28 protein-coding genes are annotated in these 26,178 nt (G+C 53.4%); 18 read left to right on the top strand and 10 right to left on the bottom strand.

What is annotated here, in order from left to right; genetic code table 11:
• Positions 1–135: 135 nt before the first annotated feature.
• A complete protein-coding gene (locus OGV67_RS11445; RefSeq protein ID WP_012133110.1) occupies positions 136–1,821 on the bottom strand; it encodes an aspartate:alanine antiporter in 1,686 nt (561 codons plus the stop codon).
• 270 nt (positions 1,822–2,091) lie between these two features.
• On the opposite strand from OGV67_RS11445, the gene OGV67_RS11440 reads away from it, so the two are divergent.
• Complete coding sequence (locus tag OGV67_RS11440) at positions 2,092–2,469, top strand: inner membrane protein YbjM (protein ID WP_024130498.1); 378 nt, start codon at positions 2,092–2,094, stop codon at positions 2,467–2,469.
• 30 nt (positions 2,470–2,499) lie between these two features.
• Here OGV67_RS11440 and OGV67_RS11435 read toward each other — a convergent pair whose 3' ends face one another.
• Positions 2,500–2,763, bottom strand: coding sequence for a GrxA family glutaredoxin (locus tag OGV67_RS11435; RefSeq protein WP_024130497.1), 264 nt, complete (start codon positions 2,761–2,763; stop codon positions 2,500–2,502).
• 171 nt (positions 2,764–2,934) lie between these two features.
• Here OGV67_RS11435 and OGV67_RS11430 point away from each other — a divergent pair, with 171 nt between their 5' ends.
• The 12 genes from OGV67_RS11430 to OGV67_RS11375 all read left to right on the top strand — a co-directional run bounded on the left by OGV67_RS11430 (position 2,935) and on the right by OGV67_RS11375 (position 14,031).
• Positions 2,935–3,225, top strand: a complete 291-nt coding sequence (locus OGV67_RS11430) for a YbjC family protein (protein WP_115614917.1) — start codon at positions 2,935–2,937, stop codon at positions 3,223–3,225.
• Positions 3,209–3,931: a nitroreductase NfsA gene (gene nfsA, locus OGV67_RS11425; protein WP_012133106.1), complete on the top strand. Its 723-nt coding sequence runs from the start codon at positions 3,209–3,211 to the stop codon at positions 3,929–3,931. The genes OGV67_RS11430 and nfsA overlap by 17 nt, the downstream gene beginning before the upstream one ends.
• Positions 3,932–3,983: 52 nt before the next feature.
• Complete coding sequence (rimK, locus tag OGV67_RS11420) at positions 3,984–4,886, top strand: 30S ribosomal protein S6--L-glutamate ligase (RefSeq protein ID WP_024130496.1); 903 nt, start codon at positions 3,984–3,986, stop codon at positions 4,884–4,886.
• Between the two features lie 89 nt (positions 4,887–4,975).
• The gene (locus OGV67_RS11415; RefSeq protein WP_047457888.1) at positions 4,976–5,452 is read left to right on the top strand and encodes a YbjN domain-containing protein; all 477 of its coding nucleotides are present in this window, start codon (positions 4,976–4,978) and stop codon (positions 5,450–5,452) included.
• Between the two features lie 417 nt (positions 5,453–5,869).
• Complete coding sequence (gene potF / locus OGV67_RS11410) at positions 5,870–6,982, top strand: spermidine/putrescine ABC transporter substrate-binding protein PotF (protein ID WP_012133103.1); 1,113 nt, start codon at positions 5,870–5,872, stop codon at positions 6,980–6,982.
• A gap of 97 nt (positions 6,983–7,079) precedes the next feature.
• Complete coding sequence (gene potG, locus OGV67_RS11405; RefSeq protein WP_012133102.1) at positions 7,080–8,213, top strand: putrescine ABC transporter ATP-binding subunit PotG; 1,134 nt, start codon at positions 7,080–7,082, stop codon at positions 8,211–8,213.
• A 9-nt stretch (positions 8,214–8,222) separates the two neighbouring features.
• Entirely contained in the window at positions 8,223–9,176 is a 954-nt protein-coding gene (gene potH, locus OGV67_RS11400) for a putrescine ABC transporter permease PotH (RefSeq protein ID WP_047457887.1), read from the top strand.
• A complete protein-coding gene (potI, locus tag OGV67_RS11395) occupies positions 9,173–10,018 on the top strand; it encodes a putrescine ABC transporter permease PotI (RefSeq protein ID WP_012133100.1) in 846 nt (281 codons plus the stop codon). The genes potH and potI overlap by 4 nt, the downstream gene beginning before the upstream one ends.
• A gap of 60 nt (positions 10,019–10,078) precedes the next feature.
• A complete protein-coding gene (locus tag OGV67_RS11390) occupies positions 10,079–10,567 on the top strand; it encodes a YbjO family protein (protein WP_112002244.1) in 489 nt (162 codons plus the stop codon).
• 40 nt (positions 10,568–10,607) lie between these two features.
• Positions 10,608–11,738, top strand: a complete 1,131-nt coding sequence (rlmC, locus tag OGV67_RS11385; protein WP_115614916.1) for a 23S rRNA (uracil(747)-C(5))-methyltransferase RlmC — start codon at positions 10,608–10,610, stop codon at positions 11,736–11,738.
• 132 nt (positions 11,739–11,870) lie between these two features.
• Positions 11,871–12,578 carry a response regulator transcription factor gene (locus OGV67_RS11380; RefSeq protein ID WP_047457883.1) on the top strand — a complete coding sequence of 236 codons (708 nt, stop codon included), beginning with the start codon at positions 11,871–11,873 and terminating at the stop codon, positions 12,576–12,578.
• Positions 12,562–14,031, top strand: coding sequence for a sensor histidine kinase (locus OGV67_RS11375; RefSeq protein ID WP_115181794.1), 1,470 nt, complete (start codon positions 12,562–12,564; stop codon positions 14,029–14,031). The genes OGV67_RS11380 and OGV67_RS11375 overlap by 17 nt, the downstream gene beginning before the upstream one ends.
• A gap of 37 nt (positions 14,032–14,068) precedes the next feature.
• On the opposite strand, the gene artJ is transcribed toward OGV67_RS11375, so the two are convergent.
• The 6 genes from artJ to OGV67_RS11345 form a co-directional block, all read right to left on the bottom strand.
• Positions 14,069–14,800 (bottom strand): arginine ABC transporter substrate-binding protein ArtJ, encoded by a 732-nt coding sequence (gene artJ, locus OGV67_RS11370; RefSeq protein ID WP_012133094.1) that lies wholly within the window; start codon positions 14,798–14,800, stop codon positions 14,069–14,071.
• Positions 14,801–15,063: 263 nt separating this feature from the next.
• Positions 15,064–15,732 (bottom strand): arginine ABC transporter permease ArtM, encoded by a 669-nt coding sequence (artM, locus tag OGV67_RS11365; RefSeq protein ID WP_012133092.1) that lies wholly within the window; start codon positions 15,730–15,732, stop codon positions 15,064–15,066.
• On the bottom strand, positions 15,732–16,448 hold the full coding sequence (gene artQ, locus OGV67_RS11360) for an arginine ABC transporter permease ArtQ (protein ID WP_049009773.1): 717 nt from the start codon (positions 16,446–16,448) through the stop codon (positions 15,732–15,734). The genes artM and artQ overlap by 1 nt, the downstream gene beginning before the upstream one ends.
• 6 nt (positions 16,449–16,454) lie before the next feature.
• Positions 16,455–17,186, bottom strand: coding sequence for an arginine ABC transporter substrate-binding protein ArtI (gene artI, locus OGV67_RS11355; RefSeq protein ID WP_024130494.1), 732 nt, complete (start codon positions 17,184–17,186; stop codon positions 16,455–16,457).
• A 17-nt stretch (positions 17,187–17,203) separates the two neighbouring features.
• A complete protein-coding gene (gene artP, locus OGV67_RS11350) occupies positions 17,204–17,932 on the bottom strand; it encodes an arginine ABC transporter ATP-binding protein ArtP (protein ID WP_024130493.1) in 729 nt (242 codons plus the stop codon).
• Between the two features lie 392 nt (positions 17,933–18,324).
• Positions 18,325–18,840 (bottom strand): lipoprotein, encoded by a 516-nt coding sequence (locus OGV67_RS11345; protein WP_012133088.1) that lies wholly within the window; start codon positions 18,838–18,840, stop codon positions 18,325–18,327.
• A gap of 127 nt (positions 18,841–18,967) precedes the next feature.
• Between OGV67_RS11345 and OGV67_RS11340 the strand changes: the two genes are divergently transcribed.
• The 3 genes from OGV67_RS11340 to OGV67_RS11330 all read left to right on the top strand — a co-directional run bounded on the left by OGV67_RS11340 (position 18,968) and on the right by OGV67_RS11330 (position 21,035).
• Complete coding sequence (locus OGV67_RS11340) at positions 18,968–19,291, top strand: heavy metal-binding domain-containing protein (protein ID WP_012133087.1); 324 nt, start codon at positions 18,968–18,970, stop codon at positions 19,289–19,291.
• Positions 19,288–20,118: an N-acetylmuramoyl-L-alanine amidase gene (locus tag OGV67_RS11335; RefSeq protein ID WP_047457875.1), complete on the top strand. Its 831-nt coding sequence runs from the start codon at positions 19,288–19,290 to the stop codon at positions 20,116–20,118. Before OGV67_RS11340 ends, OGV67_RS11335 begins: the two co-directional genes overlap by 4 nt.
• 293 nt (positions 20,119–20,411) lie before the next feature.
• Positions 20,412–21,035, top strand: a complete 624-nt coding sequence (locus OGV67_RS11330; RefSeq protein WP_012133085.1) for a helix-turn-helix domain-containing protein — start codon at positions 20,412–20,414, stop codon at positions 21,033–21,035.
• A gap of 86 nt (positions 21,036–21,121) precedes the next feature.
• On the opposite strand, the gene OGV67_RS11325 is transcribed toward OGV67_RS11330, so the two are convergent.
• Both OGV67_RS11325 and OGV67_RS11320 read right to left on the bottom strand, forming a co-directional pair.
• Complete coding sequence (locus OGV67_RS11325) at positions 21,122–21,622, bottom strand: type II secretion system protein GspB, cryptic system variant (protein WP_115614914.1); 501 nt, start codon at positions 21,620–21,622, stop codon at positions 21,122–21,124.
• Positions 21,622–23,199, bottom strand: coding sequence for an ExeA family protein (locus tag OGV67_RS11320; protein ID WP_115614913.1), 1,578 nt, complete (start codon positions 23,197–23,199; stop codon positions 21,622–21,624). Before OGV67_RS11320 ends, OGV67_RS11325 begins: the two co-directional genes overlap by 1 nt.
• 300 nt (positions 23,200–23,499) lie before the next feature.
• Here OGV67_RS11320 and gspC point away from each other — a divergent pair, with 300 nt between their 5' ends.
• Positions 23,500–24,231: a type II secretion system protein GspC gene (gene gspC, locus OGV67_RS11315; protein WP_024130492.1), complete on the top strand. Its 732-nt coding sequence runs from the start codon at positions 23,500–23,502 to the stop codon at positions 24,229–24,231.
• A gap of 13 nt (positions 24,232–24,244) precedes the next feature.
• The gene (gspD, locus tag OGV67_RS11310; RefSeq protein WP_115614912.1) at positions 24,245–26,167 is read left to right on the top strand and encodes a type II secretion system secretin GspD; all 1,923 of its coding nucleotides are present in this window, start codon (positions 24,245–24,247) and stop codon (positions 26,165–26,167) included.
• Positions 26,168–26,178: the final 11 nt, after the last annotated feature.

The following is a 26,178-nucleotide window of genomic DNA, read 5'->3' as shown; positions in this document are numbered from 1 at the left end:
ACCAAAATGGCGGGGTTAATGGGCTCCACAAATTGGGGACATCAAAGAAAAGCAGTGGCACTAGTTATGACTGACGCCTTGAAGAAAAGTTCTGCTTACCTGCAAAAATTTTTCACTTAAAGGCAAACTTCAGTTTTATCCTAAGCCCGGCCAGATGATGACAATAAGTGTCCCCGCCAGCGTTAACAGAACGTTGGCTATCGCGTAGGTTCCGGCATAGCCTAATGCCGGAATGTTGCTGCGCGCCGTGTCGCTGATGATCTCCATTGCCGGAGCACAGGTGCGCGCGCCCATCATGGCGCCGAAGAGCAGGGCGCGGTTCATACGTAATACATAAGCGCCGAACAGGAAGCAGATAATGACCGGCACCAGGCTCACCACAAGACCGGCAATCAACATTTGCCCGCCGACCGCGCCAAGCCCGTTCCCGATGCCGCTGCCCGCGCTCAGGCCGACGCCGGCCATAAAGACCATCAGACCAAACTCTTTCACCATGTTCAGCGCGCCCTGCGGGATGTACCCGAAGGTGGGGTGGTTAGCTCGCAGGAAACCGAGCATGATCCCGGCGAACAGCAGTCCGGCGGCGTTGCCGATGCCAAAGCTGAAATTACTGAACTGGAAGGTGATCATCCCGATCATCAGGCCGATGATAAAGAAGGCGCAGAAGGCCAGCAGATCGGTTACCTGACTGTGAATCGAGATAAAGCCGATACGGTCCGCGACGGTTTTCACGCGACGCGCATCGCCACTCACCTGCAAGACGTCGCCTTTATTCAGCACCACGTTGTCGTCGATCGGCATTTCAATCTGGCTGCGGATCACGCGGTTAAGGAAGCAGCCGTGGTCGGTCAGCTTCAACTGGGCGAGACGGCGGCCTACGGCATTGTGGTTTTTCACGACGATCTCTTCGGTCACGATGCGCATGTCGAGCAGGTCGCGGTCGAAGACTTCTTTGCCGTTACGGAAGCTGGGGTCCAGTCGGGCGTGTGCATCCGGGTAACCAACCAGGGCAATCTCATCGCCCATCTGCAATACCGCGTCACCATCCGGGTTCGCCAGAATACCGTTACGGCGGATGCGCTCAATGTAGCAACCGGTCTGACGATAGATGCCCAGCTCGCGCAGATTTTTCCCGTCGGCCCAGGCCACCAGTTCCGGGCCGACGCGATAAGCGCGGATGACCGGCAGATAGACCTTGCGGTTGGCGTCGGTATCCAGGCCGCGCTCGCGGGCAATCTGCTGGGCGCTGGTTTGCAGATCCTGATGTTGCAGTTTCGGCAGGTAACGTGCGCCGACAATCAGGCTGACCAGGCCGATGAGGTAGGTCAGCGCGTAGCCCAGGCTCAGGTTGTCCAGCGCGACCGAGAGCTGCGAACTCTCCATACCGGAATGGCGTAACGTGTCGCCTGCGCCGACCAGCACAGGGGTCGAGGTCATGGAGCCCGCCAGCATACCGGCGGTCAGGCCGATATCCCAGCCAAAGAGCTTACCCAGCCCTAATGCGATCAGCAGCGCGCTACCGACCATGACCAGAGCAAGCATCAGGTAATTTTTGCCGTCGCGAAAAAAAATAGAAAAAAAGTTGGGGCCAGCTTCGACGCCGACACAAAAAATAAACAGCATAAAGCCCAGATTTAGTGCATCGGTGTTAATACTAAAGTGCTGCTGCCCTAATAATAGGGAGACCACTAAAACGCCAATGGAATTACCGAGTTGGACTGAACCCAGGCGTAACTTACCCAGACATAGCCCGAGAGCCAGGACCACAAATAATAACAGGATGTAATTCCCATTTAACAAATCTGCGACGTTTATATTCACGGAGACTAACTTCTTGTTTACCAGTAAGCTGTTGAAAGAAATGACAATTTACGCTAATGTTTTTGCCAGAAATTATGAGGCGTCGGCATCGTATCGGCGCTCAAATAAAAGCAGCACAACAATTTAATTCGCTAGTTTAATCTCATTACGTATCAACGGCTATAAGAATCGTGTGGGTGTGTTTTTGGCATGGAATGCCGAACGACTTTATCTGACTGGACGCCTTCGGGCGAAAAAAGTGTTCGATAGAGATAGTGTCAGGAGGAACGATTGAAACATAAACAAGGTTGGGCGGGTGCAATCTGCTGCTTTGTACTCTTTATTGTGGTGTGCCTTTCATTAACGATGCATATGAAAGGGGCATTTCGGGTTGCCGGGCATCCTGAGATTGGGCTGTTGTTTTTTACGTTACCTGGCGCGGTGGCCAGTTTTTTTTCCCATCGCAGAGAAGTCATTAAACCTCTTATCGGCGCCATGCTGGCCGCGCCATGTTGTCTGGTCCTGATGCGATTTGTTTTTATGCCTACGCGCTCCGTATGGCAAGAACTGGCGTGGTTGTTCAGTGCGGTGTTCTGGTGTGCGCTCGGCGCGCTTTGCTTTTTATTTATCAGCAGCCTGTTTAGTCAGCGGCGTAAAAAGAACCGATAACGCCCTCCGGGAGAGGGCGTAAAGCAGCGATCAGGCGAACAGGTTCAGATTCTCTTTTGCCCAAGCCTCAAAATCGGTGTAACCGCCGATGTGTTTCTGATCGACAAAAATCTGCGGTACGGTCTCTACCGGTTTACCCACGGTTTTTTCCAGATCCGCTTTGGTAATGCCTTCAGCATGAATATCAATATAGCGATAGTTAAAATCATCGCGCTCAGTGCTCAGTTTTTCTGCTAACTCTTTCGCACGCACGCAATACGGGCACCCTGGGCGACCAAAAATAACGGTAAACATTGTTTTTTTCCTCGAACTCATAGCCTTGTGACGAATGGCGGCTATGATGCCGTTAAACGACGCGTCTGAAAAGCAGGTTGCGCCTGTTGCTTTGATACCTATAGGCTATATCTGTTAAACACGATAAACCTGAACGCGTTACACTGAGCATCCGTTATCCGGGAGGCCCTTATGCGCTCGATTGGCGCTTTACCCAAAAGCGTGTTGATTCTGGAAATTCTCGGTATGATTTTGCTGGCAGCGGCGTTGCTGCCGCTCAATCAGTACCTCACATTACCCGCGCCGATGAACAGCCCGCTGGCGGTAACGGTGATGATATTTCTCGGTATCCTGCTTATGCTTCCCGCTACGGTGGCGCTGATGTGGCGGATCGCGCAGCTTATTGCGCCGCAACTGATGACGCGCTCACCCGATTCTTCTTCCCGTTCAGCAAGAGAAAAACCGCATGACTCCAACCATTGATTTAATCCGTGGTCACCGTTCTATTCGTCATTTCACCGATGAGCCGATTTCCGATGCGCAGCGTGAGTCGATTATTGCCGCCGCGCGGGGAACCTCAAGCTCCAGTTTTTTACAGTGCAGTTCCATTATCCGCATTACCGATAAAGCCATGCGCGAAGCGCTGGTGCCCCTGACGGGCGGGCAAAAGCACGTTGCGCAGGCCGCGGAATTCTGGGTTTTCTGCGCTGATTTTAATCGTCACTTACAGATTTGCCCGGACGCGCAGCTCGGGCTGGCGGAACAGCTGCTGCTGGGCACGGTCGATACGGCGATGATGGGGCAAAATGCGCTGACCGCTGCCGAATCCCTGGGGCTGGGCGGCGTCTACATCGGCGGTATCCGCAATCATATTGAAGCGGTTACGGAACGGCTGAAATTACCGAAATATGTCCTGCCGCTGTTTGGGCTGTGCCTCGGCTGGCCTGCGGATAACCCTGGCGTTAAGCCGCGTTTGCCCGCAGAACTGGTGGTGCATGAAAATCACTATCAGCCTGTGGATGCCGCGCTGCTGGCGCAATATGATGAGCAGATCGCGGAGTATTACCTGACCCGCGACAGCAATACGCGCCGCGATACCTGGAGCGACCATATTCGTCGTACCATCATCAAAGAGAATCGCCCGTTTATTCTGGACTATTTGCATAAACAGGGTTGGGCGACGCGCTAACACCCGGTGTATGATACGCAGGCTTTTACCAGGTCTTTTAGAGAGGTGCAGGGTGAAAATTGCCATATTGTCCCGGGACGGAACGCTCTATTCTTGTAAACGCCTGCGCGAAGCAGCGATGAAGCGCGGCCATCTGGTCGAAATACTCGATCCGCTTTCCTGCTATATGAACATCAGCCCGGCGGCCTCTTCTATTCACTATAAAGGCCGCCAGTTGCCGCATTTTGATGCCGTCATCCCCCGTATTGGCTCCGCCATCACGTTTTACGGTACAGCGGCGCTGCGTCAGTTCGAAATGCTGGGTAGCTATCCGCTGAACGAATCCGTGGCGATTACCCGCGCGCGCGATAAACTGCGTTCGCTACAGTTACTGGCCCGGCAGGGAATTGACTTGCCCGTTACCGGCATTGCGCATTCGCCGGATGACACCAGCGATCTGATCGACATGGTCGGCGGCGCGCCGCTGGTGGTAAAACTGGTGGAAGGTACGCAGGGCATTGGCGTGGTGCTGGCGGAAACCCGGCAAGCCGCAGAGAGCGTGATTGATGCGTTTCGCGGTCTCAACGCGCACATTCTGGTGCAGGAGTATATCAAAGAGGCCAGAGGGCGTGACATCCGTTGTCTGGTCGTGGGCGACGAAGTGGTGGCGGCCATTGAGCGGCGGGCAAAAGAGGGCGATTTTCGCTCCAACCTTCATCGCGGCGGTATGGCGAGTATCGCCAGTATCACGCCGCGTGAACGAGAGATCGCGATAAAAGCGGCGCAGACGATGGGGCTGGATGTTGCTGGCGTCGATATTCTGCGCGCGGAGCGTGGGCCGCTGGTCATGGAAGTGAACGCCTCTCCGGGTCTGGAAGGGGTAGAAAAAACGACGGGAGTGGATATCGCCGGGCGAATGATCCAGTGGATCGAGCGTCACGCCACCCCCGAATTTTGCCTTAAAACGGGCGGTTAATCGCAATATCGTTCCCGATCGTGGTATGACGCGGTCTTTTTGCGTAAGCTGTGCCGGTAATTTTTTATCGTAAGAGGTAGCACATTATTATGACATCACTGGTCGTTCCTACTCTGGATACGTTGCGTCAATGGCTCGACGACCTGGGCATGAGTTTTTTTGAATGTGATACCTGTCAGGCGCTGCATTTGCCCCATATGCAAAATTTTGACGGCATTTACGATGCGAAAATCGACCTGGTGGATAACACGGTGCTGTTTTCCGCAATGGCGGAAGTGAGGCCCTCTGCGCTGCTGCCGCTGGCTGCCGATCTGTCGGCAATTAACGCCAGCTCGTTAACGGTGAAAGCGTTCCTGGATATGCAGGATGATAATCTGCCAAAACTGGTGGTTTGCCAGTCTTTATCCGTTATGCGGGGTGTGACGTATGAACAGTTCGAGTGGTTTGTTCGTCAGAGCGAAGAGCAGATTTCTATGGTGATTCTGGAAGCCGGAGCGCATCAGCTGCTGTTCAGCGCAGAAGAGGACGCGCAAAAAAGTAGCGCTGAAAATCATTTTCTTCACTGAAATCTGCGCACATGCAACCTGAAGAATGACGCGTCTAACGCAGTCGCTGCCAGAGCGGCTGCTGTTTGCATTTTTTTATTCTGCCTTTAACCTTTCTTTAAAGAATAATTCACCTCCTTTCCGCCTGTTTCGCTTTATCACATAGACAAAACCTGCATAAAAAATTGATAAAAGGCGTTTTTTAATCTGAGCTATAGCCTCGAACCCTGGCTAAAGTTATTCTTGCGAAGCTTTTACACGTCATCCTTCAGACAACCTCCTGAATGATTTTGTGTATTTATGGCGAGCAATGACGGCAGGGAGAGAGCCCTCTCTTCTGTAACTGTGTCGAGTGACAAAATATGCACGTTTCTTGCATATCTTAGAATGCAACTTTTTTGGTTCGTTTGTTAACGAACTTTCAGAAGGAAAGAGATTATGACCGCCTTAAATAAAAAATGGCTATCGGGTCTGGTTGCGGGTGCTCTGATGGCCGTCTCTGCCAGCACGCTCGCCGCTGAACAAAAAACACTGCATATCTATAACTGGTCTGATTATATCGCCCCGGATACGGTCGCGAACTTTGAAAAAGAGACCGGTATCAAAGTGGTCTATGACGTCTTCGACTCCAACGAGGTACTGGAAGGGAAACTCATGGCCGGGAGCACCGGTTTTGATCTGGTTGTCCCGTCGGCCAGTTTTCTGGAACGCCAGCTCACTGCGGGCGTATTCCAGCCGCTGGATAAAAGCAAACTACCTGGCTGGAAAAACCTCGATCCAGAGCTGCTGAAGCTGGTAGCGAAGCACGATCCCGACAACAAATACGCGATGCCGTATATGTGGGCGACTACCGGTATCGGTTATAACATCGATAAAGTTAAAGCGGTGCTGGGGGCTGACGCGCCGGTCGATAGCTGGGATCTGGTGCTGAAACCTGAAAATCTGGAAAAACTTAAAAGCTGCGGCGTCTCCTTCCTTGATGCGCCTGAAGAGGTGTTCGCGACCGTGCTGAACTACCTGGGGAAAGATCCCAACAGCACCAAAGCGGATGACTACACGGGGCCTGCGACCGATCTGTTGCTGAAGCTGCGCCCGAACATTCGTTATTTCCACTCGTCTCAATACATAAACGATCTGGCGAACGGCGATACCTGCGTGGCGATTGGCTGGGCAGGGGACGTATGGCAGGCGGCTAACCGCGCGAAAGAAGCGAAAAACGGCGTGAATATCTCCTTCTCCATTCCGAAAGAGGGGGCGATGGCGTTCTTTGATGTGTTCGCGATGCCTGCTGATGCGAAAAACAAAGAAGAGGCTTATCAGTTCCTCAACTATCTGCTGCGCCCGGACGTGATCGCCCACATTTCCGACCATGTGTTCTACGCCAACGCCAACAAAGAAGCGACGGCGCTGGTCAGCGCTGAAGTGCGTGACAACCCAGGCATTTATCCGCCTGCGGATGTGCGAGCGAAAATGTTCACGCTGAAAGTGCAGGAACCGAAGATCGACCGTGTGCGTACGCGTGCCTGGACGAAGGTGAAAAGCGGTAAATAAGCCGCTGTATCAGAACGTTGCCCGGTGAGGTTTACCGGGCAATGCGCACTTTTATGGTGCGTTTGCACTGATTTTTGTTTATGCCGGAGAGCACCCCGTGAACGACGCGACCCCCCGCCCACAGGCGAAAACCCGTAAAGCGCTGACGCCGCTTCTTGAAATCCGCAACCTGACAAAATCATTTGATGGTCAACACGCCGTGGATGATGTCAGCCTCACCATCTATAAAGGCGAAATATTTGCGCTGCTTGGCGCATCGGGCTGCGGGAAATCCACGCTGCTGCGTATGCTGGCCGGATTTGAACAACCCTCCGCCGGGCAAATCATGCTCGATGGCGTCGATCTGGCGCATGTCCCGCCTTATCTGCGCCCTATCAATATGATGTTTCAGTCCTATGCGCTGTTCCCCCATATGACGGTGGAGCAGAACATTGCGTTTGGGCTAAAGCAGGACAAGCTGTCGAAGGCGGAAATCACCGCGCGCGTGAACGAAATGCTGGGGCTGGTGCATATGCAGGAGTTCGCTAAACGTAAGCCTCATCAGCTTTCCGGCGGCCAGCGTCAGCGTGTGGCGCTGGCGCGTAGCCTGGCGAAACGCCCGAAGCTGTTGCTGCTCGACGAACCGATGGGCGCGCTGGATAAAAAGCTGCGCGACCGGATGCAGCTGGAAGTCGTCGATATTCTTGAACGCGTTGGCGCGACCTGCGTAATGGTGACGCACGATCAGGAAGAGGCGATGACGATGGCCGGGCGAATTGCGATCATGAACCGTGGGAAATTCGTGCAGATTGGCGAACCGGAAGAGATTTATGAACATCCGACCACCCGCTACAGCGCGGAATTTATCGGTTCTGTGAATGTCTTTGAAGGCTTGCTGAAGGAACGTCAGGATGATGGGCTGGTCATTGATTCACCGGGGCTGGTGCATCCTCTGAAGGTGGATGCGGATGCGTCCGTTGTCGATAACGTTCCGGTGTATGTGGCGCTGCGCCCGGAAAAAATCATGCTGTGCGACGCGCCGCCAGAAGACGGCTACAACTTTGCCGTGGGTGAAGTGGTGCATATCGCCTACCTCGGCGATTTGTCGATTTATCATGTGCGGTTGAAAAGCGGCCAGATGTTGAGCGCTCAGTTACAGAACGCGCATCGCTATCGCAAAGGGTTGCCGACCTGGGGCGATGAAGTGCGTTTATGTTGGGATGCGGACAGCTGCGTGGTGTTGACGGTTTAAGGAGCGAAAATGAGTACACTTGAACCTCCGGCTCGCGATAAAAAGCCCGGCGGCCTGACGCTGTGGCTGGCGCGGATGCAAATGAAGCATGGGCGTAAGCTGGTCATCGCGGTGCCGTACCTTTGGCTGATCCTGCTTTTTCTGCTGCCGTTTCTGATCGTGTTTAAAATCAGCCTGGCGGAGATGGCGCGGGCGATCCCGCCCTATACCGATCTGGTGGCGTGGGCCGACGGGCAGCTATCCCTGACCCTCAATCTGGGAAACTTCCTGCAACTGACGGACGATCCGCTCTATTTTGACGCCTATTTGCAGTCTTTGCAGGTGGCGGGCGTTTCGACTCTCTGCTGTTTGCTGCTGGGGTATCCGCTGGCCTGGGCGGTGGCGCACAGCAGGCCGTCAACGCGTAATATTCTGCTGTTGCTGGTGATCCTGCCGTCCTGGACCTCGTTTTTGATTCGCGTTTACGCCTGGATGGGGATTCTGAAAAATAACGGCGTGCTGAACAACTTCCTGATGTGGCTGGGGGTTATCGATCATCCCCTGACGATTTTGCATACCAATCTGGCGGTGTATATCGGTATTGTCTACGCCTATCTGCCGTTTATGGTACTGCCGATTTATATCGCGCTGACGCGCATTGATTATTCGCTGGTGGAGGCCTCGCTGGATCTGGGCGCGCGTCCGCTGAAAACCTTCTTTAGCGTCATTGTGCCGTTAACGAAAGGGGGAATAATTGCCGGATCGATGCTGGTGTTTATTCCGGCGGTGGGGGAATTTGTGATCCCGGAACTGCTCGGCGGGCCAGACAGCATTATGATCGGCCGCGTACTGTGGCAGGAGTTCTTCAACAACCGCGACTGGCCGGTGGCCTCTGCGGTGGCTATCATCATGTTATTACTGCTGATTGTACCGATTATCTGGTTCCATAAGCATCAGCAAAAAAGCGAGGGGGAACTCGGATGAATACTTTACCGGTGGTTCGTTCGCCCTGGCGAATTGTTATTCTGGTGCTCGGGTTTACCTTCCTGTATGCGCCGATGCTGATGCTGGTCATCTATTCGTTTAACAGCTCGAAGCTGGTGACTGTCTGGGCGGGGTGGTCTACGCGCTGGTATGGCGAGCTGTTCCGGGATAGCGCGATGATAAGCGCCGTCGGCCTGAGTCTCACGATTGCCGCTTGCGCCGCGACAATGGCGGCTATTCTGGGGACGATTGCCGCCGTGGTAATGGTGCGTTTTGGCCGTTTTCGTGGAGCGAATGGCTTTGCGTTTATGATCACCGCGCCGCTGGTTATGCCGGATGTGATTACCGGGCTGTCGCTGTTGCTGCTGTTTGTGGCCCTGGCCCATGCTATCGGCTGGCCCGCAGATCGCGGAATGCTGACAATCTGGCTGGCGCACGTTACCTTCTGTACGGCCTATGTGGCGGTGGTTATTTCATCGCGTCTGCGCGAACTGGATCGCTCGATTGAAGAGGCGGCGATGGATCTTGGCGCGACGCCGTTAAAAGTGTTCTTTGTGATTACGCTGCCGATGATCATGCCTGCGGTGATCTCTGGATGGCTGCTGGCTTTCACGCTGTCGCTGGACGATCTGGTGATCGCCAGTTTTGTCTCTGGCCCGGGGGCGACGACATTGCCGATGCTGGTCTTCTCCAGCGTGCGTATGGGGGTTAACCCGGAGATTAACGCGCTGGCGACCCTTATCCTCGGCGTGGTAGGCATTGTCGGTTTTATCGCCTGGTATCTGATGGCGCGCGCAGAAAAGCAGCGGATGCGTGATATCCAACGTGCAAGACGCGGCTGAAGAAACTAAAATCTGCCAACCTGGCAACACGTTACCGTGGGCAAACGCGGTAACGTTTTCATGGAAGACGATTCGTTGGGATTTTTTAAGAAATCATCCTCATCACATGCCCGTTTAAATGTACCCACGCTGGTGCAGGTGGCGGCGCTCGCGATTATTTTGATCCGCTGCCTCGATTTGCTGATGATTTTTAACACGCTCGGCATGCGGGGAATGGGGGAGTTTATTCATCGCAGCGTGCAAACCTGGAATCTGACGCTGGTGTTTTTAGGCAGCCTGGCGCTGGTCTTTACTGAAATATATTGCGCGTTTTCGCTGGTGAAAGGGCGCAACTGGGCGCGCTGGGTGTACCTGCTCACGCAGGTTATTGCCGCAGGCTATCTGTGGGCGGCGTCGCTGGGCTATGGCTACCCGGAACTGTTCAGTATTGCCGGGGAGTCGAAACGCGAAATTTTGCACACGCTGGTGATGCAGAAATTGCCGGACATGCTGGTTCTGATGCTGCTCTTTATTCCTGCGGGCAGCAGGCGGTTCTTCCGTTTGCAATAACGTGTATAATCCTCGCCCCTGGTAATATGAAGGTCTTTGTATGCAGTGCGCACTCTACGACGCCGGTCGCTGTCGATCCTGTCAGTGGATAGTCCAGCCGATCCGCGATCAACTCTCCGCCAAAACCGCCGATCTAAAGGGGCTGCTTGCCGATTTTTCGGTTGAACAGTGGTGCGCGTCGGTCAGCGGCCCGGAACAGGCCTTTCGTAATAAAGCCAAAATGGTGGTCAGCGGCAGCGTGGAAAAGCCGCTGTTAGGCATGTTGCATCGCGACGGCACCCCGGAGGATTTGAGCGACTGTCCGCTCTATCCCGACACGTTTGCTCCCGTTTTCGCCGCGCTGAAGCCGTTCATCGCCCGTGCCGGGTTAACGCCTTACAACGTGGCGCGCAAACGCGGCGAGCTGAAATACATCCTGCTGACGGAAAGCCAGTTCGATGGCGGCATGATGCTGCGGTTCGTGCTGCGCTCAGAAACCAAACTGGCGCAGCTGCGCGCGGCGCTGCCGTGGCTACAGGCGCAGTTACCGCAACTGAAGGTTATTACCGCGAATATTCAACCGGTACACATGGCGATTATGGAAGGGGAGACGGAGATCTTCCTGACGGAGCAGCAGGCGCTGGCAGAACGTTTTAACGATGTGCCGCTGTGGATCCGTCCGCAGAGCTTTTTCCAGACCAACCCGGTCGTTGCGAGCCGTCTGTATGCGACGGCGCGTGACTGGGTGCGTCAGCTACCTGTTCATCACATGTGGGATCTGTTTTGCGGCGTCGGGGGATTTGGTTTGCACTGCGCCACCCCGGAAATGACGTTGACGGGTATTGAGATCGCACCAGAGGCAATCGCCTGCGCGAAGCAATCCGCTGCGGAACTGGGGCTGACGAATCTTCATTTTCAGGCGCTGGACTCCACCCGATTCGCCACCGCGCAAGGAGAGGTGCCGGAACTGGTGCTGGTGAACCCGCCGCGTCGCGGCATTGGAAAAGCCCTGTGCGACTATCTTAGCCAGATGGCGCCGGAATACATCATCTACTCCAGCTGCAACGCGCAGACGATGGCAAAGGACATTGCCAACTTGCCGGGCTACCGTATTGAGCGTGTTCAGCTTTTCGATATGTTCCCGCATACCGCGCATTATGAAGTGTTAACGCTGTTGACCAAAGCACGCTGACCGGTAGGCCGGGTAAAGCGAAGCCGCCGCCTGGCGCAACGTCCGCACAAAGTTCAACAAAATGTGAACTCTTCCCCCCTGTGAAATCGGGTAAGCTTAAGTCATTGGCATTGAGAGAATGAAGGCTTACCCATGAAGCAGATCCTGCTGGTGGAAGATGACCACGACATCGCGGCGCTCCTGCGCCTCAATTTAGAAGACGAAGGCTACGCCATTACTCACCAACCGGATGGGGGCAAGGCGTTACAGTGCCTTGAAACCCAACCCTGGGATGCCGTGATCCTCGACCTGATGCTCCCCAACGTTGACGGTCTGGAAATTTGTCGTCGCATCCGTCAGATGACCCGCTACCTGCCGGTGATTATTATCAGCGCCCGCAGCAGCGAAACGGACCGCATTACCGGGCTGGAAACCGGGGCAGATGATTACCTGGCAAAACCCTTCTCGGTGCAGGAGCTGATCGCGCGCATCAAAGCGCTGTTTCGCCGTCAGCAGGCTATGGGGCAGGCACAGACTGCCGGGCATATTCAGGCTCATGGCCTGACGCTTGATCCGCTGGCGCGTACGGTGCGCTTGCACGGTCAGGACGTGGACCTCACGCCGCGTGAATTTGAGCTGCTGTACTTCTTTGCCCGTCATCCCGGCGAAGTCTTTTCGCGTCTGGCGCTGCTGGAACAGGTCTGGGGCTATCAGCACGAAGGGTATGAGCACACCGTCAACACCCACATTAATCGCCTGCGCATCAAGATTGAAAAAGATGCCGCTGAACCGGAGATTATTCGTACCGTCTGGGGCAAAGGTTACAAATTTGCGGAGCTGAACCATGATGCGGCGCTTTAGCCTGAGCCAGCGGCTGACGCTGCTGTTCATTCTGCTGCTGATGCTCTGCGCCACCGTTGCCTGCGCGGTGCAACTCTACAGCAGCATGCAGTACGGCAACGCGATGGTGCAGCGGCTGTCCGGCGGGCTGGCGCAACAAATTGTGCAGCGTGAACCCATTCTGGATGCGCAGGGCAGAGTTGATCGCAGCGTGCTGAAGCCGCTGTTTGACCGCCTGATGACCTTTAACCCGAGCGTTGAGCTGTATGTCGTCTCCTCTGACGGCGAACTGCTGGCCGATGCCGCACCGCCGGGCCATATCCAGCGGCAAAAGATCGATATTAGTCCATTGCAAACGTTTCTCAGCGGCGCAGCGATGCCCGTCTATGGCGACGATCCGCGTAGTCAGAGTCAGAAGGTTTTCAGCGTTACCCCTTTACGTCAGGATGGTGAGCTTAAAGGCTATTTGTACATCATCCTGCAAGGTGAAGAGTCAAATGCGCTGGCAGAAATGGCCTGGCATAAAGCACTCTGGAGTACGGTGTTGTGGTCCCTGCTATGGGTGGCGCTGTTCGGCCTGCTGGCGGGGTTACTGATCTGGTACTGGGTGACGCGCCCGGTAAAACGCCTGACGATGGACGTTGCCGGGCTGGAGCAGGACAGCATTACCGCCATCAAACAGCTGGCGGCACAGCAGCCGGAGACCACGGTGAGTGATGAAGTTGCGGTGCTGCGCAATACTTTTATCGAGCTGGCGCGCAAAATCGCCGGTCAGTGGGATCAACTGGCCGACAGCGACCGGCAGCGCCGGGAGTTTATCGCCAATATCTCGCATGACTTACGCACGCCGCTGACGTCATTGCTGGGCTACCTGGAAACGTTATCGCTTAAATCCGCTACGCTGACGCCGCAGGAAACGCAGCAATATCTCGCCACTGCGCTGCGTCAGGGGCACAAGGTGCGGCACCTGTCGCAGCAGCTTTTCGAGCTGGCGCGGCTTGAGCATGGCAGCATTAAACCGCAACTGGAGCGCTTTGCTATTGGTGAGCTGATTCAGGATGTGGCGCAAAAATTCGATCTGACGATAGAGACCCGGCAGTTGCATTTGCAGGTCGATATGCCGCATTCCCTGCCGCTTATCAATGCTGACGTCTCGATGATAGAGCGGGTAGTGACGAATCTGCTGGATAACGCCGTGCGCCATTCGCCGCAGGGGAGCACTATCCGGCTGAAGGTGTGGCAGGAGGAGGCGCAGCTACAGGTAGAGGTCAGCGACAGCGGGCCAGGTATCGACGAAGCGTTGCGTGAACAACTGTTCCAGCGACCATCGGTGCTGGGGCATCAGGCGTCGCGGGAAGATCGCGGAGGGTTAGGGCTGCTGATTGTAAGACGGATGCTGGAACTGCACGGCGGTGGGATCAGGCTGATGGATTCAGTGAGTGGCGCGCGGTTTAGGTTCTTTGTGCCCTTATAGAATTGCCGGATGGCGCTGCGCCATCCGGCAAGGAAGATTACTGCGGGAACCACTGATCGCTGATTTTCTGATAAGTGCCATCAGCTTTGATTGCCGCCAGCGCGGTGTTCAGTTTTTCCAGCAGCGCTTTATTATCCGGGCGCACAGCGATGCCAAGGCCGGTGCCGAAGTATTGCGGATCGGTCACTTTTTCTGTTGCCGCGCCCAGTTGCGGATTGGTTTTCAGCCACTCATTCACCACGGCGGTATCGCCGAATACGCCATCAATACGGCCATTTTTCAGGTCGATAATCGCATTCTGGTAGCTGTCATAAGCCACGGTTTTCACTTCAGGATGCTTATCTTGCAGGTATTTCTGGTGCGTGGTGCCGTTTTCCATGCCGATACGTTTCCCTTTCAGGTCGGCAAAGGTTTTATAGCTGTCTTTTTTCGCAATCACCAGCGCGGAGTTGGCATAGTAAGGGCTGGTGAACGTCACCTGTTTGCTACGCTCAGGGGTAATATCCATACCAGAGATAACCGCGTCATATTTTTTGAATTTCAGCGCCGGGATCAGGCTGTCAAACGCATGGTTGGTAAAAGTACAGTCGGCCTGCATTTGTTTGCATAACGCAGTCGCCAGATCGATATCGAAACCGACGATTTTATTGCTCGCATCCAGTGATTCGAACGGCGGGTAAGTGGCGGAAACGCCGAAATTGATTTTATCGGCAGCTGAGGCGCCAGCGGCGAAAGTAGCGAGTAATGCGGCCAGAACTAACTTTTTCATGGTGGAACTCCCGTCTGTCAATCTTATGATTATTCACCGTGTCTGCGGCATGGGTTTACAATGCCATTTAATGAATTTATATGCAATAAAAATGATTAAGTATTTTTGTTGTTATAAAAAAAGACGGACAGCTTAGTGGCTTGTCCGTCTTTATGATTTCGTTTTATGCATTTATGTCGATGATTTTGTAGGCTGGATAAGGCGCTTGCGCCATTGCCTGATGGCGACGCTGACGCATCTTATCAGGCCTACATATGATGTTCTTAATTCCTGCGCTCAAACGCCAGCGCTTTACGCTCGATGAGGCGCATCAGCAAGGTTAGCAAACCGTTGACGATCAGATAAATCACGCCAGCCGCGCCAAATACCATCACATCGTAGGTACGACCGTACAGCAGCTGGCCGTGGCCCATCACTTCCATCAGCGTAATGGTGTACGCCAGAGACGTACTCTTGAAGACCAGCACCACCTCATTGGAGTAAGAGGAGAGGGCGCGTTTAAACGCGTACGGCAGCAGGATCGCCAGGGTATCTTTTTTGCTCATCCCCAGCGCGCCGCAGGACTGCCACTGGCCTTCCGGGATCGCGCGAATCGCGCCATAGAACAACTGCGTGGTATAGGCCGCGCTGTTGAGCGACAGGGCAAGTAAGGCGCATAGCCACGGCTCGGACAGCAGATGCCAGAGTACCGGGTAATCCTGTAACGACGGGAATTGCCCCGGGCCGTAGTAGATCAGGAAGATTTGCACCAGCAGCGGCGTACCGGTAAACAGCGTAATGTAGCCGCGAACCAGCCATACCAGCACCGGTGTTTTCAGCGTCAGAATGATGGTGAAAATCAGCGCCAGGATCAGCGCGACGATGATAGACGCAACCGTCAGCGTCAGGCTGGTGTGCAGCCCTTTCATCAGTTCAGGTAAATACTCAAACATCAGCCTGGTCTCCGCTCAAAACGTGTCGCGCGCAGGTCAATGCGTTTGAGAATATACTGACTCACCAGCGTAATCACCAGATAGATAGCCGCAGCCACAATGTACCAGGTGAACGGTTCCTGAGTGCGCGTGGCGATGCTTTTTGTTTGCAGCATCAGATCGTTCACGCTGATAAGGCTGACCAGCGCGGTATCTTTCAGCAATACCAGCCACTGGTTGCCCAGCCCTGGCAGCGCATGACGCCACATTTGCGGCATCACCAGGCGGAAGAAAATCGCGGTTTTTGATAAGCCCAACGCCTGACCAGATTCCCACTGTCCAGACGGAACCGCTTTCAGCGCGCCGCGCAGCGTTTGCGACGCGTATGCCGCATACAGCAACGACAGCGCGATGACGCCGCACAGGAACGGACTGACGTCGAAGTCTTCAATCTGCATCTGCAACGGGATTTGCACAAACCCCAGGTTGATGGTGAAGCCATCAGACAGCATCAGCAGAAGCTGAGAGGAACCGAAATAGATAAACAGCACCACCAGAATTTCCGGCAGGCCGCGCAGAATCGTGACCAGTGCGGAACCTGTCCAGGCTATCGGGCGCCATTTTACGGACTCCCAGACGGCAAAAATCATAGCGAGGACGAGGCCGATGATCAGCGCACAAACGGCAAGGCCGACGGTCATCCCGGCGGCGCTTGCTAAAGGAAAAAATTCGTTCATCAAGTCTTACTTCTGGAACCATTTGTTGTAGATGGTTTCGTACGTGCCATCTTGCTTCACTTTTTCCAGCGCAGTGTTGAATTTCTGCTGTAGTTCCGTGTTGCCCTGGCGTACCGCGATGCCGAGGCCGGTGCCGAAGTAATCTTTGTCGGTCACTTTATCGCCAACCGGCGCCAGCTTCGGATTATCTTTCAGCCATTCAGTGACCACGGCGGTATCGCCGAACACGCCGTCAATACGACCATTTTGCAGATCCAGCTTCGCGTTCTGGTAGCTGTCATAAGGCACGGTGGTGATTTCCGGGTGCTTATCCATGATGAACTTCTGGTGGGTAGTGCCATTCTGTACGCCCACTTTTTTGCCTTTCAGCTGATCGATGCTGGTGTATTTACCCTGCTGACCGATGAACAGCGCGGAGTTGTCATAGTAAGGCGTGGTGAACAGAACCTGCTTTTCACGCTCAGGCGTGATGTCCATACCGGCCATCACCGCGTCGAAACGACGGAACTTCAGGCTTGGGATCAGGCTGTCAAACGCCTGGTTGGTAAAGGTGCAGGTCGCGTCAATCTCTTTACACAGCGCATTGGCCAGATCGACGTCAAAGCCGACGATTTTGTTACTGGCATCCATAGATTCGAACGGAGGGTAGGATGCTTCCGTGGCGAAACGGATGGTTTGAGCTGCTGTAGCGGAAAGGCTAAAGCCTGCAATTAGCGCGGCAATCAGAACTTTTTTCATTGTCATTGTCCCGAATCTTAGTGAGATAAATAGTTTTTAAATGCATCGGTCTGCGGGTTCGCAAAGCAGCTCGCATCCCCTTGCTCGACGATGTGACCGTTTTCCATATAGATCACCCGGCTGGCGGTTTTACGCGCCACTTCTACTTCGTGAGTGACGATCACCTGGGTAATTTTGGTTTCCGCCAGTTCACGAATAATACTGACGATTTGCGCGGTGATTTCCGGGTCCAGCGCGGCGGTTGGCTCGTCAAACAGCAGCACCTGCGGCTCCATCATTAACGCACGAGCGATAGCCACACGCTGTTGCTGACCGCCGGAAAGATGCAGAGGATAGCGATCGCTGTAAGGTTTCAGACGCAGACGTTCCAGCAGTTTCTCGGCACGCGCCAGCGCCTGGTCTTTTGACAGACCCAGCACGCGGCAGGGCGCTTCAATCAGGTTTTGTTGTACCGTGAGATGCGGCCAGAGATTGTATTGCTGAAAAACCATGCCTACGTTCTGGCGCAATTCACGAATCGCCTTGTCGGAAGGCGTTTTCGTGAAGTCGAAATGATTTCCTGCGATAGTGAGCGTGCCGGAGCGCGGCATCTCAAGCAGATTGAGTACACGCAGCAGCGAGCTTTTACCCGCTCCGCTTGGGCCAAGTAACACCAGCGTTTCGCCCTGAGGGCAATCCAGCGTGATATCGAACAGCGCCTGATGCGCGCCGTAGAAGCAATTAATGCCGTTTAATTGAATACTCATTGATTCTCGTATGCTGGCAGTCTGATAACTGTACACGTCATCCTTCATGCTGCCTCTTTGTTGGCTGCTGAGTGACTCGTCTCACCCTGAGACTCGCCCTTACGAACCGTTGCTCGCGACGTTCAAATCTGTTCCTGACAGATTTGTCACTCCAGTCACTTGCCGCCTCGACGCATCATGAATGATTTTGTGTATGTTGAGGCCGCAGATAGTACCTTTGACAGAATAGTTATGCAATATTTATGCGTTAAAAGTTAAATGCAAACCGCATTCTTCACTAAACATAGCACAAAATAGCGGGGGCGGTAGGCGGCAAGAATAATTGTCGGCATTCTATGCAGAATGCCAGACAATTTGTGGGGCTTATGATTTATCGACGTTTTGTCGGGTGATCAGCGGTTTTCGACGGACTGGCGCAGCGTACCGGCTGGCGCGTGGACGCTGCCGCCAAGATAACGTACATCATCAATAACCCAGCACTGACCCTCATGGATCATCAGCACTTCGTCGCGCCAGGTCTGGTCGCCTTGCTTCAGCTCCACGCGCAGTGGGATGTTACGGGCGTCGCGATTAGGAATGGTGGACGCGCTGGCTACGCTGGCGCTATCCGGGAAGGTGGTGCGGCTGGAGAACGGGTCGCTGCTCATCAACTGGCGGTGTTCGCCATCACGGCTGGCGTCAGAGAGCAGTTTTGCCAGGTTGTCGCTTAAGTAAGGGCGAAGGGCGGTAATGTCGTTAGTACGGTTTTGAATGCGGTAGTCATAAAATTGTTGAGCCACGCTGTCCGGCCCGCCTTCTATGCACGACCCGCTGCGCGGGCCATTGTCTTTATAAGCAGGAGTGACGGTTGTGCAGGCACTGAGCAGCAGTGCGCAAGGGACGAGCAGAGAGAGTTTGCTGTAGCGCATAGTGATTTCCTTATAAGCGATCTGCCAAAAAGCGATCTACGATAATCAATTATATCTTTTCAATGATAGCGTATCGGTCTGATAATGCGTTTGAGATCGAGTGCTTAGGTAAACAAGGAGATCGGCTATGCAGTTTTCGACAACCCCGACGCTGGAAGGGCAGAACATCGTGGAATATTGCGGTGTGGTAACGGGTGAAGCCATTTTGGGCGCCAATATTTTCCGTGACTTCTTCGCGGGTATTCGCGATATCGTCGGCGGACGTTCGGGTTCCTATGAAAAAGAGTTGCGTAAAGCGCGTGAAATCGCTTTTCAGGAACTGGGCGAACAGGCGAAAGCGCTGGGGGCGGATGCGGTTGTGGGCATCGACATTGACTATGAGACCGTAGGCAAAGACAGCAGTATGCTGATGGTGAGCGTCAGCGGGACGGCGGTAAAAACGCGCCGATGAGACGCCTGCTCTGGCTGGTCGCGTTCGCGCTTCTGTTAACCGGGTGCGCGGGCGAGAAAGGGATTATTGATAAAGACGGGTATCAGCTGGATACCCGTCATCAGGCACAGGCGGCGTACCCGCGCATCAAAATCCTGGTCATCCACTACACGGCGGATGACTTTGATACCTCTCTGGCGACGTTAACGGATAAAAACGTCAGCTCACACTATTTAATTCCTGCTGTACCGCCGCTTCACCGTGGCAAGCCGCGTATCTGGCAACTGGTGCCAGAGCACGATCTGGCGTGGCACGCGGGCATCAGCTTCTGGCGCGGCGCAACGCGCATCAACGACACGTCTGTTGGTATCGAACTGGAAAATCGCGGCTGGCAAAAGTCGGCGGGAATGAAATACTTCGCCCCGTTTGAACCTGCGCAAATTCAGGCCCTGATCCCACTGGCGAAAGAGATCATTGCCCGCTACGACATTAAGCCGCAAAACGTGGTGGCGCATGCGGATATTGCCCCGCAGCGTAAAGACGATCCCGGCCCTCTGTTCCCCTGGCGCGATCTGGCGGCGCAGGGCATTGGCGCCTGGCCTGATGAACAGCGCGTGGCGTTTTATCTGGCGGGACGCGCGCCCAATACGCCAGTCGATCCCGCATCATTGCTCGACTTGCTTTCGCGTTATGGTTACGAGGTCAAACCGGAGATGACCGCGCGTGAACAGCAGCGGGTGATCATGGCGTTCCAGATGCATTTCCGCCCGGCGTTATGGAACGGGGTGGCGGATGCGCAAACGCAAGCGATTGCTAATGCGTTACTGGAAAAATATGGCCAGAATTAATGGCGCTGACGTCGTGATAAAAGTCAGTTAACTTGTTTATTTTCATCGAAATTCATTTTGGATAAAAATCAAATTAATCTATGGTTAATTGACTTTAAATTCCCCTCATCTATGATTGATTTTATCAGGAAGATATTTCTTATACGCTAAAAGTCGTGAAACTTAGCGCGCACAATCTTTTTTTTTGCTTAATTTTATTTTTAACCAGGTTGAATCAGTGAGTGACATTAAGCTGAGGTTATCACTCGTCGCTTGTCATTAAATTCAAATCAATATTCTTTGAAAGGCATAATATGTTAAGCATTTACGGTAAGAAAATTCGTCCGCATCATGAAATGGAACGTATTATTTCTTTAACGTCAGGTTATAAAGAAAAAACCTTAAAAAAATGGCAGAAAATCACCACCAGTGACTCGGAATATATTCATATTATCGTGAGTGGTGACGTTGAATTTCGCCGTACCTCCGATGAGTTATGTATGTTTACCCTGCAAGGGCAGTGTATCTTTGGGCTGTCTGCCATCTTTTATGGTTCTCTGCATATGTATGGGCTTGCTCGTACCAATACCGTCGTGCGCTCAATCAAAAAAGATGAGTTTATGCGCCTGTTGACTGAACACAGTTTATGGCCAGATCTCACCAGGGTGCTGTCATGGTATATTTGCCTGCTTAGCAAACGTGATGATGTTTTGGTTGCCCGTAGCGCTTACTCTGTTATTCGTGAATTTTTAATCGAAATTAATGAGCTGATTATTCACCATAACCGTGACATCAATGTATACGACTATATTCAGGAGTATACGAATTTTGCCCGCAGTACGATCATCAAAATTCTCTCTGACCTTAAAAAAGGAAACTATATCGTCATTGAGAAAAGCCGATTAATGTCGATGACGACCTTGCCAGAAAAATATTAATCACATTTCCCATTGTCTCCTCTTCAGCTAATGAAGCGGAGGCCGTTGGGGGGTGCATTAAGGCGTAATGATGTTTTCTTGCGTCATCAATCATCGGGCGGTTCCGGTATTTTTCCCTGCTGATAGTCCTCTTTTTGCTCCTGTAACGCTTGCAGGAAACGCGCTTTCAACGATGGCGTCTGTTCTTCCGCGCCGGGCAATGCCCGATCCGAGAGATCGCCTTCCGGCGCTTGCCGCCAGTCGTTGTCTTGACTTACCGGCGCTTCATCCTGCAATGGGGGTAACGCCTGGGGAGCAGGGGCCGGTTTGGGGGCTGGCTGCGGGAATGGCTTCGAAATATAAACATAGTGCATCTCAGAAAGCCGGGTATCCGGGTTTTCCATTTTTGTCGGTTTCGGCTCAGGCATCGGATGATGACAGTTCCAGTAAATATGGGCATACAGTCCGGCAATAATAAACGTGCAGAGGGTCAGCAGCCACATCATGGCGAGGAACAGCACTTTTTGGGGCGCCGGAAGGCGCCAGGCAAAATAGACCGCTTCTCCCGTCGTGAAACTGCGCTGTGCAGCAAGGCAAATGGTGGACATTATTTCGTGTTCCCTTGCGTTTTATGTTCCTGCTTCTGGCTTGGTGTTTGCGCCAGTACGCCCGGAACGCTGTTGGTTGCGCGCATTAACTGCATCAGCGTCTCTTCGCCGGCGATGCCGTCGACATGCAGTCCTGCCTTATCCTGAAATTCACGGGTGCGTTTTGCCAGTTCAGCCGTCCAGCTTCGCGAGTGGGTCAGCGGTTCATTCAACGTCTGGCTTAGCGTTTGATCCAGCCACGCCAGGTCTTTATCGCCGCTGGTCGCGCTAATCTCATCTTTCCCTTGCGGCGTTAAACGATGCAAAAGCGTGTAATTTCCGGTGGCGTGTTGATTAAACCAGTGTCTGCTTACCTGCCAGGTTCGGTTATTGATCAGAAGATCGAGCGACTGTTTATCAACGTGGGCTACGACGGCGTAATTCAGGTGATTACCCGTTTTGATCTCTCCTGCCCACGGATAACCTTCCTGTTCCAGCGCCTGTAAAGACGTATTCCCCTGACGACACATCAGGTTCACTCGCGCTGCGTTCTGGCATAGCGCATCGTTCGCGGAAGCATCATAACCCCACATAAGATAGAGCTGATGCATGGCGTCTGACTGATTCACCACCTCATTTTCAATGGTGGGCATAACAGGCGCAGTCGCTTCAGGCAGCATCTTTTTCCAGCTGGCCGGAACCGGCACTTGTTGCGGCAGGCGAGACGCGATCGCGCCGGAAAAGTACCAGCCGCAGCAGGCGAACAGGACGGAGGCAAACAGCCCTGCGGTTGCCAGGCGTTTACCGCGCGATGTGGGCGGCAGGAGTTCACCGGCAGCCAGGCGTAAATGGCGTGGGGAAACCTGTATCGCCCGCTCGGTCCATGCGGCAAGCAGCGCCAGATGCGCCAGTTTATTGAGTCCGGTTACGCGGCCTTTGGTCAGCGCATGCATTCTGCGCACCCGCGCGGGCGTCAGTGGCGAGGTATCGACGTTTTGTTCGTCCATCTGTGCCCCGACGTAGTCGATATATTCACGGCAGGTCAGCGAACGTAGCGCAAGGCAGGTATGAACGCGGGGCTGTAAACCAGAATGATCCAGAAGACGGGATTTCTGATCGGGAGAGCCGGTCAGAAGAATCGTGAGCGGGAAGTTCAGCTCTTGCGCCCGCGTCAGCAACATACCCAGAACATCCCAACAATTATCTTTCATGGCCTGTGCCGTGGAGAGGATCAGCAGTTTGCCTTTTTTATTACGCGAAGGCGTTTCCTCATGCCATTGGCGCAAAATGGCATCAATGGCATAAATTTTGTTTTTACCCTCTTTAACGGCAGGGTTCAGTTTATAGAGCAGCATACTGGCGCTCAGTTTGGGGAAGGCGTTAATGGCCAGCGCAGGTGTGCCGCCGTTACGCAGTTTTTCCACAAAGGCATTGTCTAATTCAGGTTCGTCAGAAAACAGACCGATGATGCCGGGCACGTTGGTTTTTTCCTGCAACAGGGAAAAGATGTCCTGATGATAATGAACGAAAAACTCCCCCGTTCGCCGGGTGAGTTTGCCAAACGGCTGAGCGGAAAATTTAAAATGATGCTGATACATGGTGTCTCGCTGTACTTTCTGGCTTCTGGAAACGTTGCGCTAAAAATAATTGAGCGGGTTTATTCGGGCAAATACCGGACAGGAGAAAATTACTCTGATTATTTTCGCTAACACCAGTAAGTGAAATCGTCAATGTTTTTCTGCAATAAAGTTGCCGGGAAAGCGAGTGGTCGACTTTCTTGCCGCTCATTACTATTTGCCGCACCGATTGGCGCAGCTGGTGCTGCAAAATTTAGCTTTATTAAAGGCATTTAAATAATGAGGATGCAGCTTTTCTCCCGATTGATTGCACCCTGCATGATGTTTGTTTTACTGATATTCAGCGGACATCAAGGGTATGTCGTTTTTAAAAACTATAATAAGGTTACAAACAAGTTAAATAACAGAAAAATTAACGTGCGTAAAAATGACGAAAAAGAAAAGTCATTTGCGCTTTTTCAACCTGCCGTCTGGCAGCGAAATACGCCAGCAGCGGTTAAATCGCCGCTCTCTGCCGAGATTGAAGGCATCGTCAGCAGCGATGAAAAATGGCTATCGTTTGCCGTTATTAAAACGCCTGCGGGACAGCAAAGTTATCGCGAAGGCGAAAGCCTCGTGGGAGTGAGTGACGCCTGTATTGAGGAGATCAATAACGACAATGTGGTGGTTAATTATGAAGGTACTACGCAGGTACTGGCATTAAAGAAACCTGATTATTTCAGAGGCGGTGTTGAAAGCGGCCCGCTACAAAAACCGACAAACGATGCCGGTGCAGAGAGCCTGCATCTTAATGATGTCCTGGTGCTAAAACCGTTTATCGAAAAAGGTCGTCTGGAGGGGTACGAAATCAACCCGCGCAATGCTTCGTCTTTCTTTCAGAACAGTGGGCTGGAGAAGGGCGATGTGGTTGTGAAGGTGAACAGTACCGATATGACGAAAGAAGAACAGGCGAAAAGCATCATTGCTGGCTGGTCAAAAATGAAAGAAGCGGCGGTAGTCGTAAGACGTCACGCTCACCTGGAAAATATTCAGGTCAATGTTTTAAACAACTAACAAGTGAATTGCCATGAAGAAATTTCCGTGGGCGTGCGTGGCGCTGACAACTCTGGCGTTATATTCCAGTTCGCTCTTTGCGGCGAATTTTAGCGCCAGCTTTAAAAATACTGATATTCGTGAATTTATTGATACGGTTGGCCGTAATCTCAATAAAACGATTCTGGTCGATCCGTCGGTACAGGGAACCGTATCGGTTCGGACGTATAACGTCCTGACCGAAGATGAATACTATCAGTTTTTCCTCAGCGTGCTGGATTTGTACGGACTTTCTGTGATTCCGATGGATAACGGCATGGTGAAAGTGGTTCGTTCATCCGTTGCGAGAACCGCGGGAACGCCGATTGCCGACAGCAAAAATCCCGGTAAAGGGGATGAAATTATTACCCGCGTCGTGCGGATGGAAAATGTACCGGTACGCGAACTGGCACCGCTGTTGCGCCAGCTGAACGATGCGACCGGTATCGGCAACGTGGTGCACTTTGAGCCGTCAAACGTCCTGCTGCTCACCGGTAAAGCCTCGGTGGTGAACCGCCTGGTCGATCTGGTTCAGCGCGTCGATCGTTCCGGCGTACAGCGGCGCGAAATCGTTCCGCTACACTACGCCTCCGCGAAAGAACTTTCGGATATGTTGAATAACCTCAACAACGAAGAACAAAAAGGGCAGAACGCACCGCAACTGGCGACCAAAGTGGTGGCGGATGAGGAGACGAATAGCCTGGTCATTAGCGGCAGTGAAGAAGCGCGGGCGCGTACCCGCACGCTGATAGCGCAGCTTGATCGCGAGCAGAATAACGAGGGGAATACCCGCGTCTTCTACCTGAAATATGCTAATGCCGCCAAAGTGGTGCCGGTGTTAACGGGCATTGGGGAGCAGATGAAGGACAAGCCGGGCACGGCGAAAAGTAAATCGCCGGTTGCCGCGACCGATCTGAATATTACTGCCGACGAGTCGACAAACTCACTGGTGATCACCGCGCAGCCGAACGTGATGAACTCGCTTGAGAAGGTGATCGACAAGCTGGACATTCGCCGTCCCCAGGTACTGGTGGAAGCCATTATCGCTGAAGTGCAGGATGGCGCCGGAACCGATCTCGGCGTGCAGTGGACGAGTAAACACGGCGGCGTACAGTTTGGCGCAACCGGTCTGCCGATCGGCCAGGTTAAGAACGGGACGATAAAAGGCGTGAATTTTACCGGTATGGCGACAGGTTTCTTTAACGGCGATTTCGGCGCGCTGATGACGGCGCTGTCGACCAACGGCAAAAACGACATTCTCTCCACGCCGAGCGTGGTGACGCTGGATAACAAAGAAGCATCGTTTAACGTTGGTCAGGATGTGCCGGTGCTTTCTGGTTCGCAGACGACGACGGGCGACAACGTCTTTAACACCGTTGAGCGTAAGACGGTGGGGACGAAGTTGAAGATCCTGCCGCAGATTAATGACGGCGACATGATCCACATGAAGATCGAGCAGGAAGTTTCCAGCGTGGACGCCAGTTCGACGGAGGATTCGTCTTTAGGCCCCACCTTTAACACCCGCACGATCAATAACGAAGTGATGGTTCACAGCGGGCAGACGGTAGTGCTGGGAGGGCTTATCGAAAATGTCACCAAACAGAATGTGTCGAAAGTGCCGCTGCTTGGCGATATTCCTCTGGTGGGGCAACTGTTCCGCTACACCTCGCAGGATACCACCAAGCGAAACCTGATGGTCTTTATCCATACCACCGTTCTGCGCGATGACGATAACTACAGCGCCGCGTCGAAAGAGAAATACGACCAGGTGCGCGCGCGCCAGCAGCAGCGTATGGAGGAGAAAAAAATGGGCATCCTGGAGCCGGACGATAACGCCATTCTGCCCGCGTTCCCGTCGCCCGTAAAAACCAGCACTGCTGCGCCAGCCACGGCGTCGCGCAATCCGTTTAAAGAGTAAGCCGGGGGTGT

This window comes from Citrobacter sp. CK188, assembly GCF_030333525.1.
GTDB classification, from domain to species: domain Bacteria; phylum Pseudomonadota; class Gammaproteobacteria; order Enterobacterales; family Enterobacteriaceae; genus Citrobacter_B; species Citrobacter_B koseri.
The sequence above is the reverse complement of the archived record's forward strand: the minus strand, read 5'-3'. Positions and strand labels throughout refer to the sequence as shown.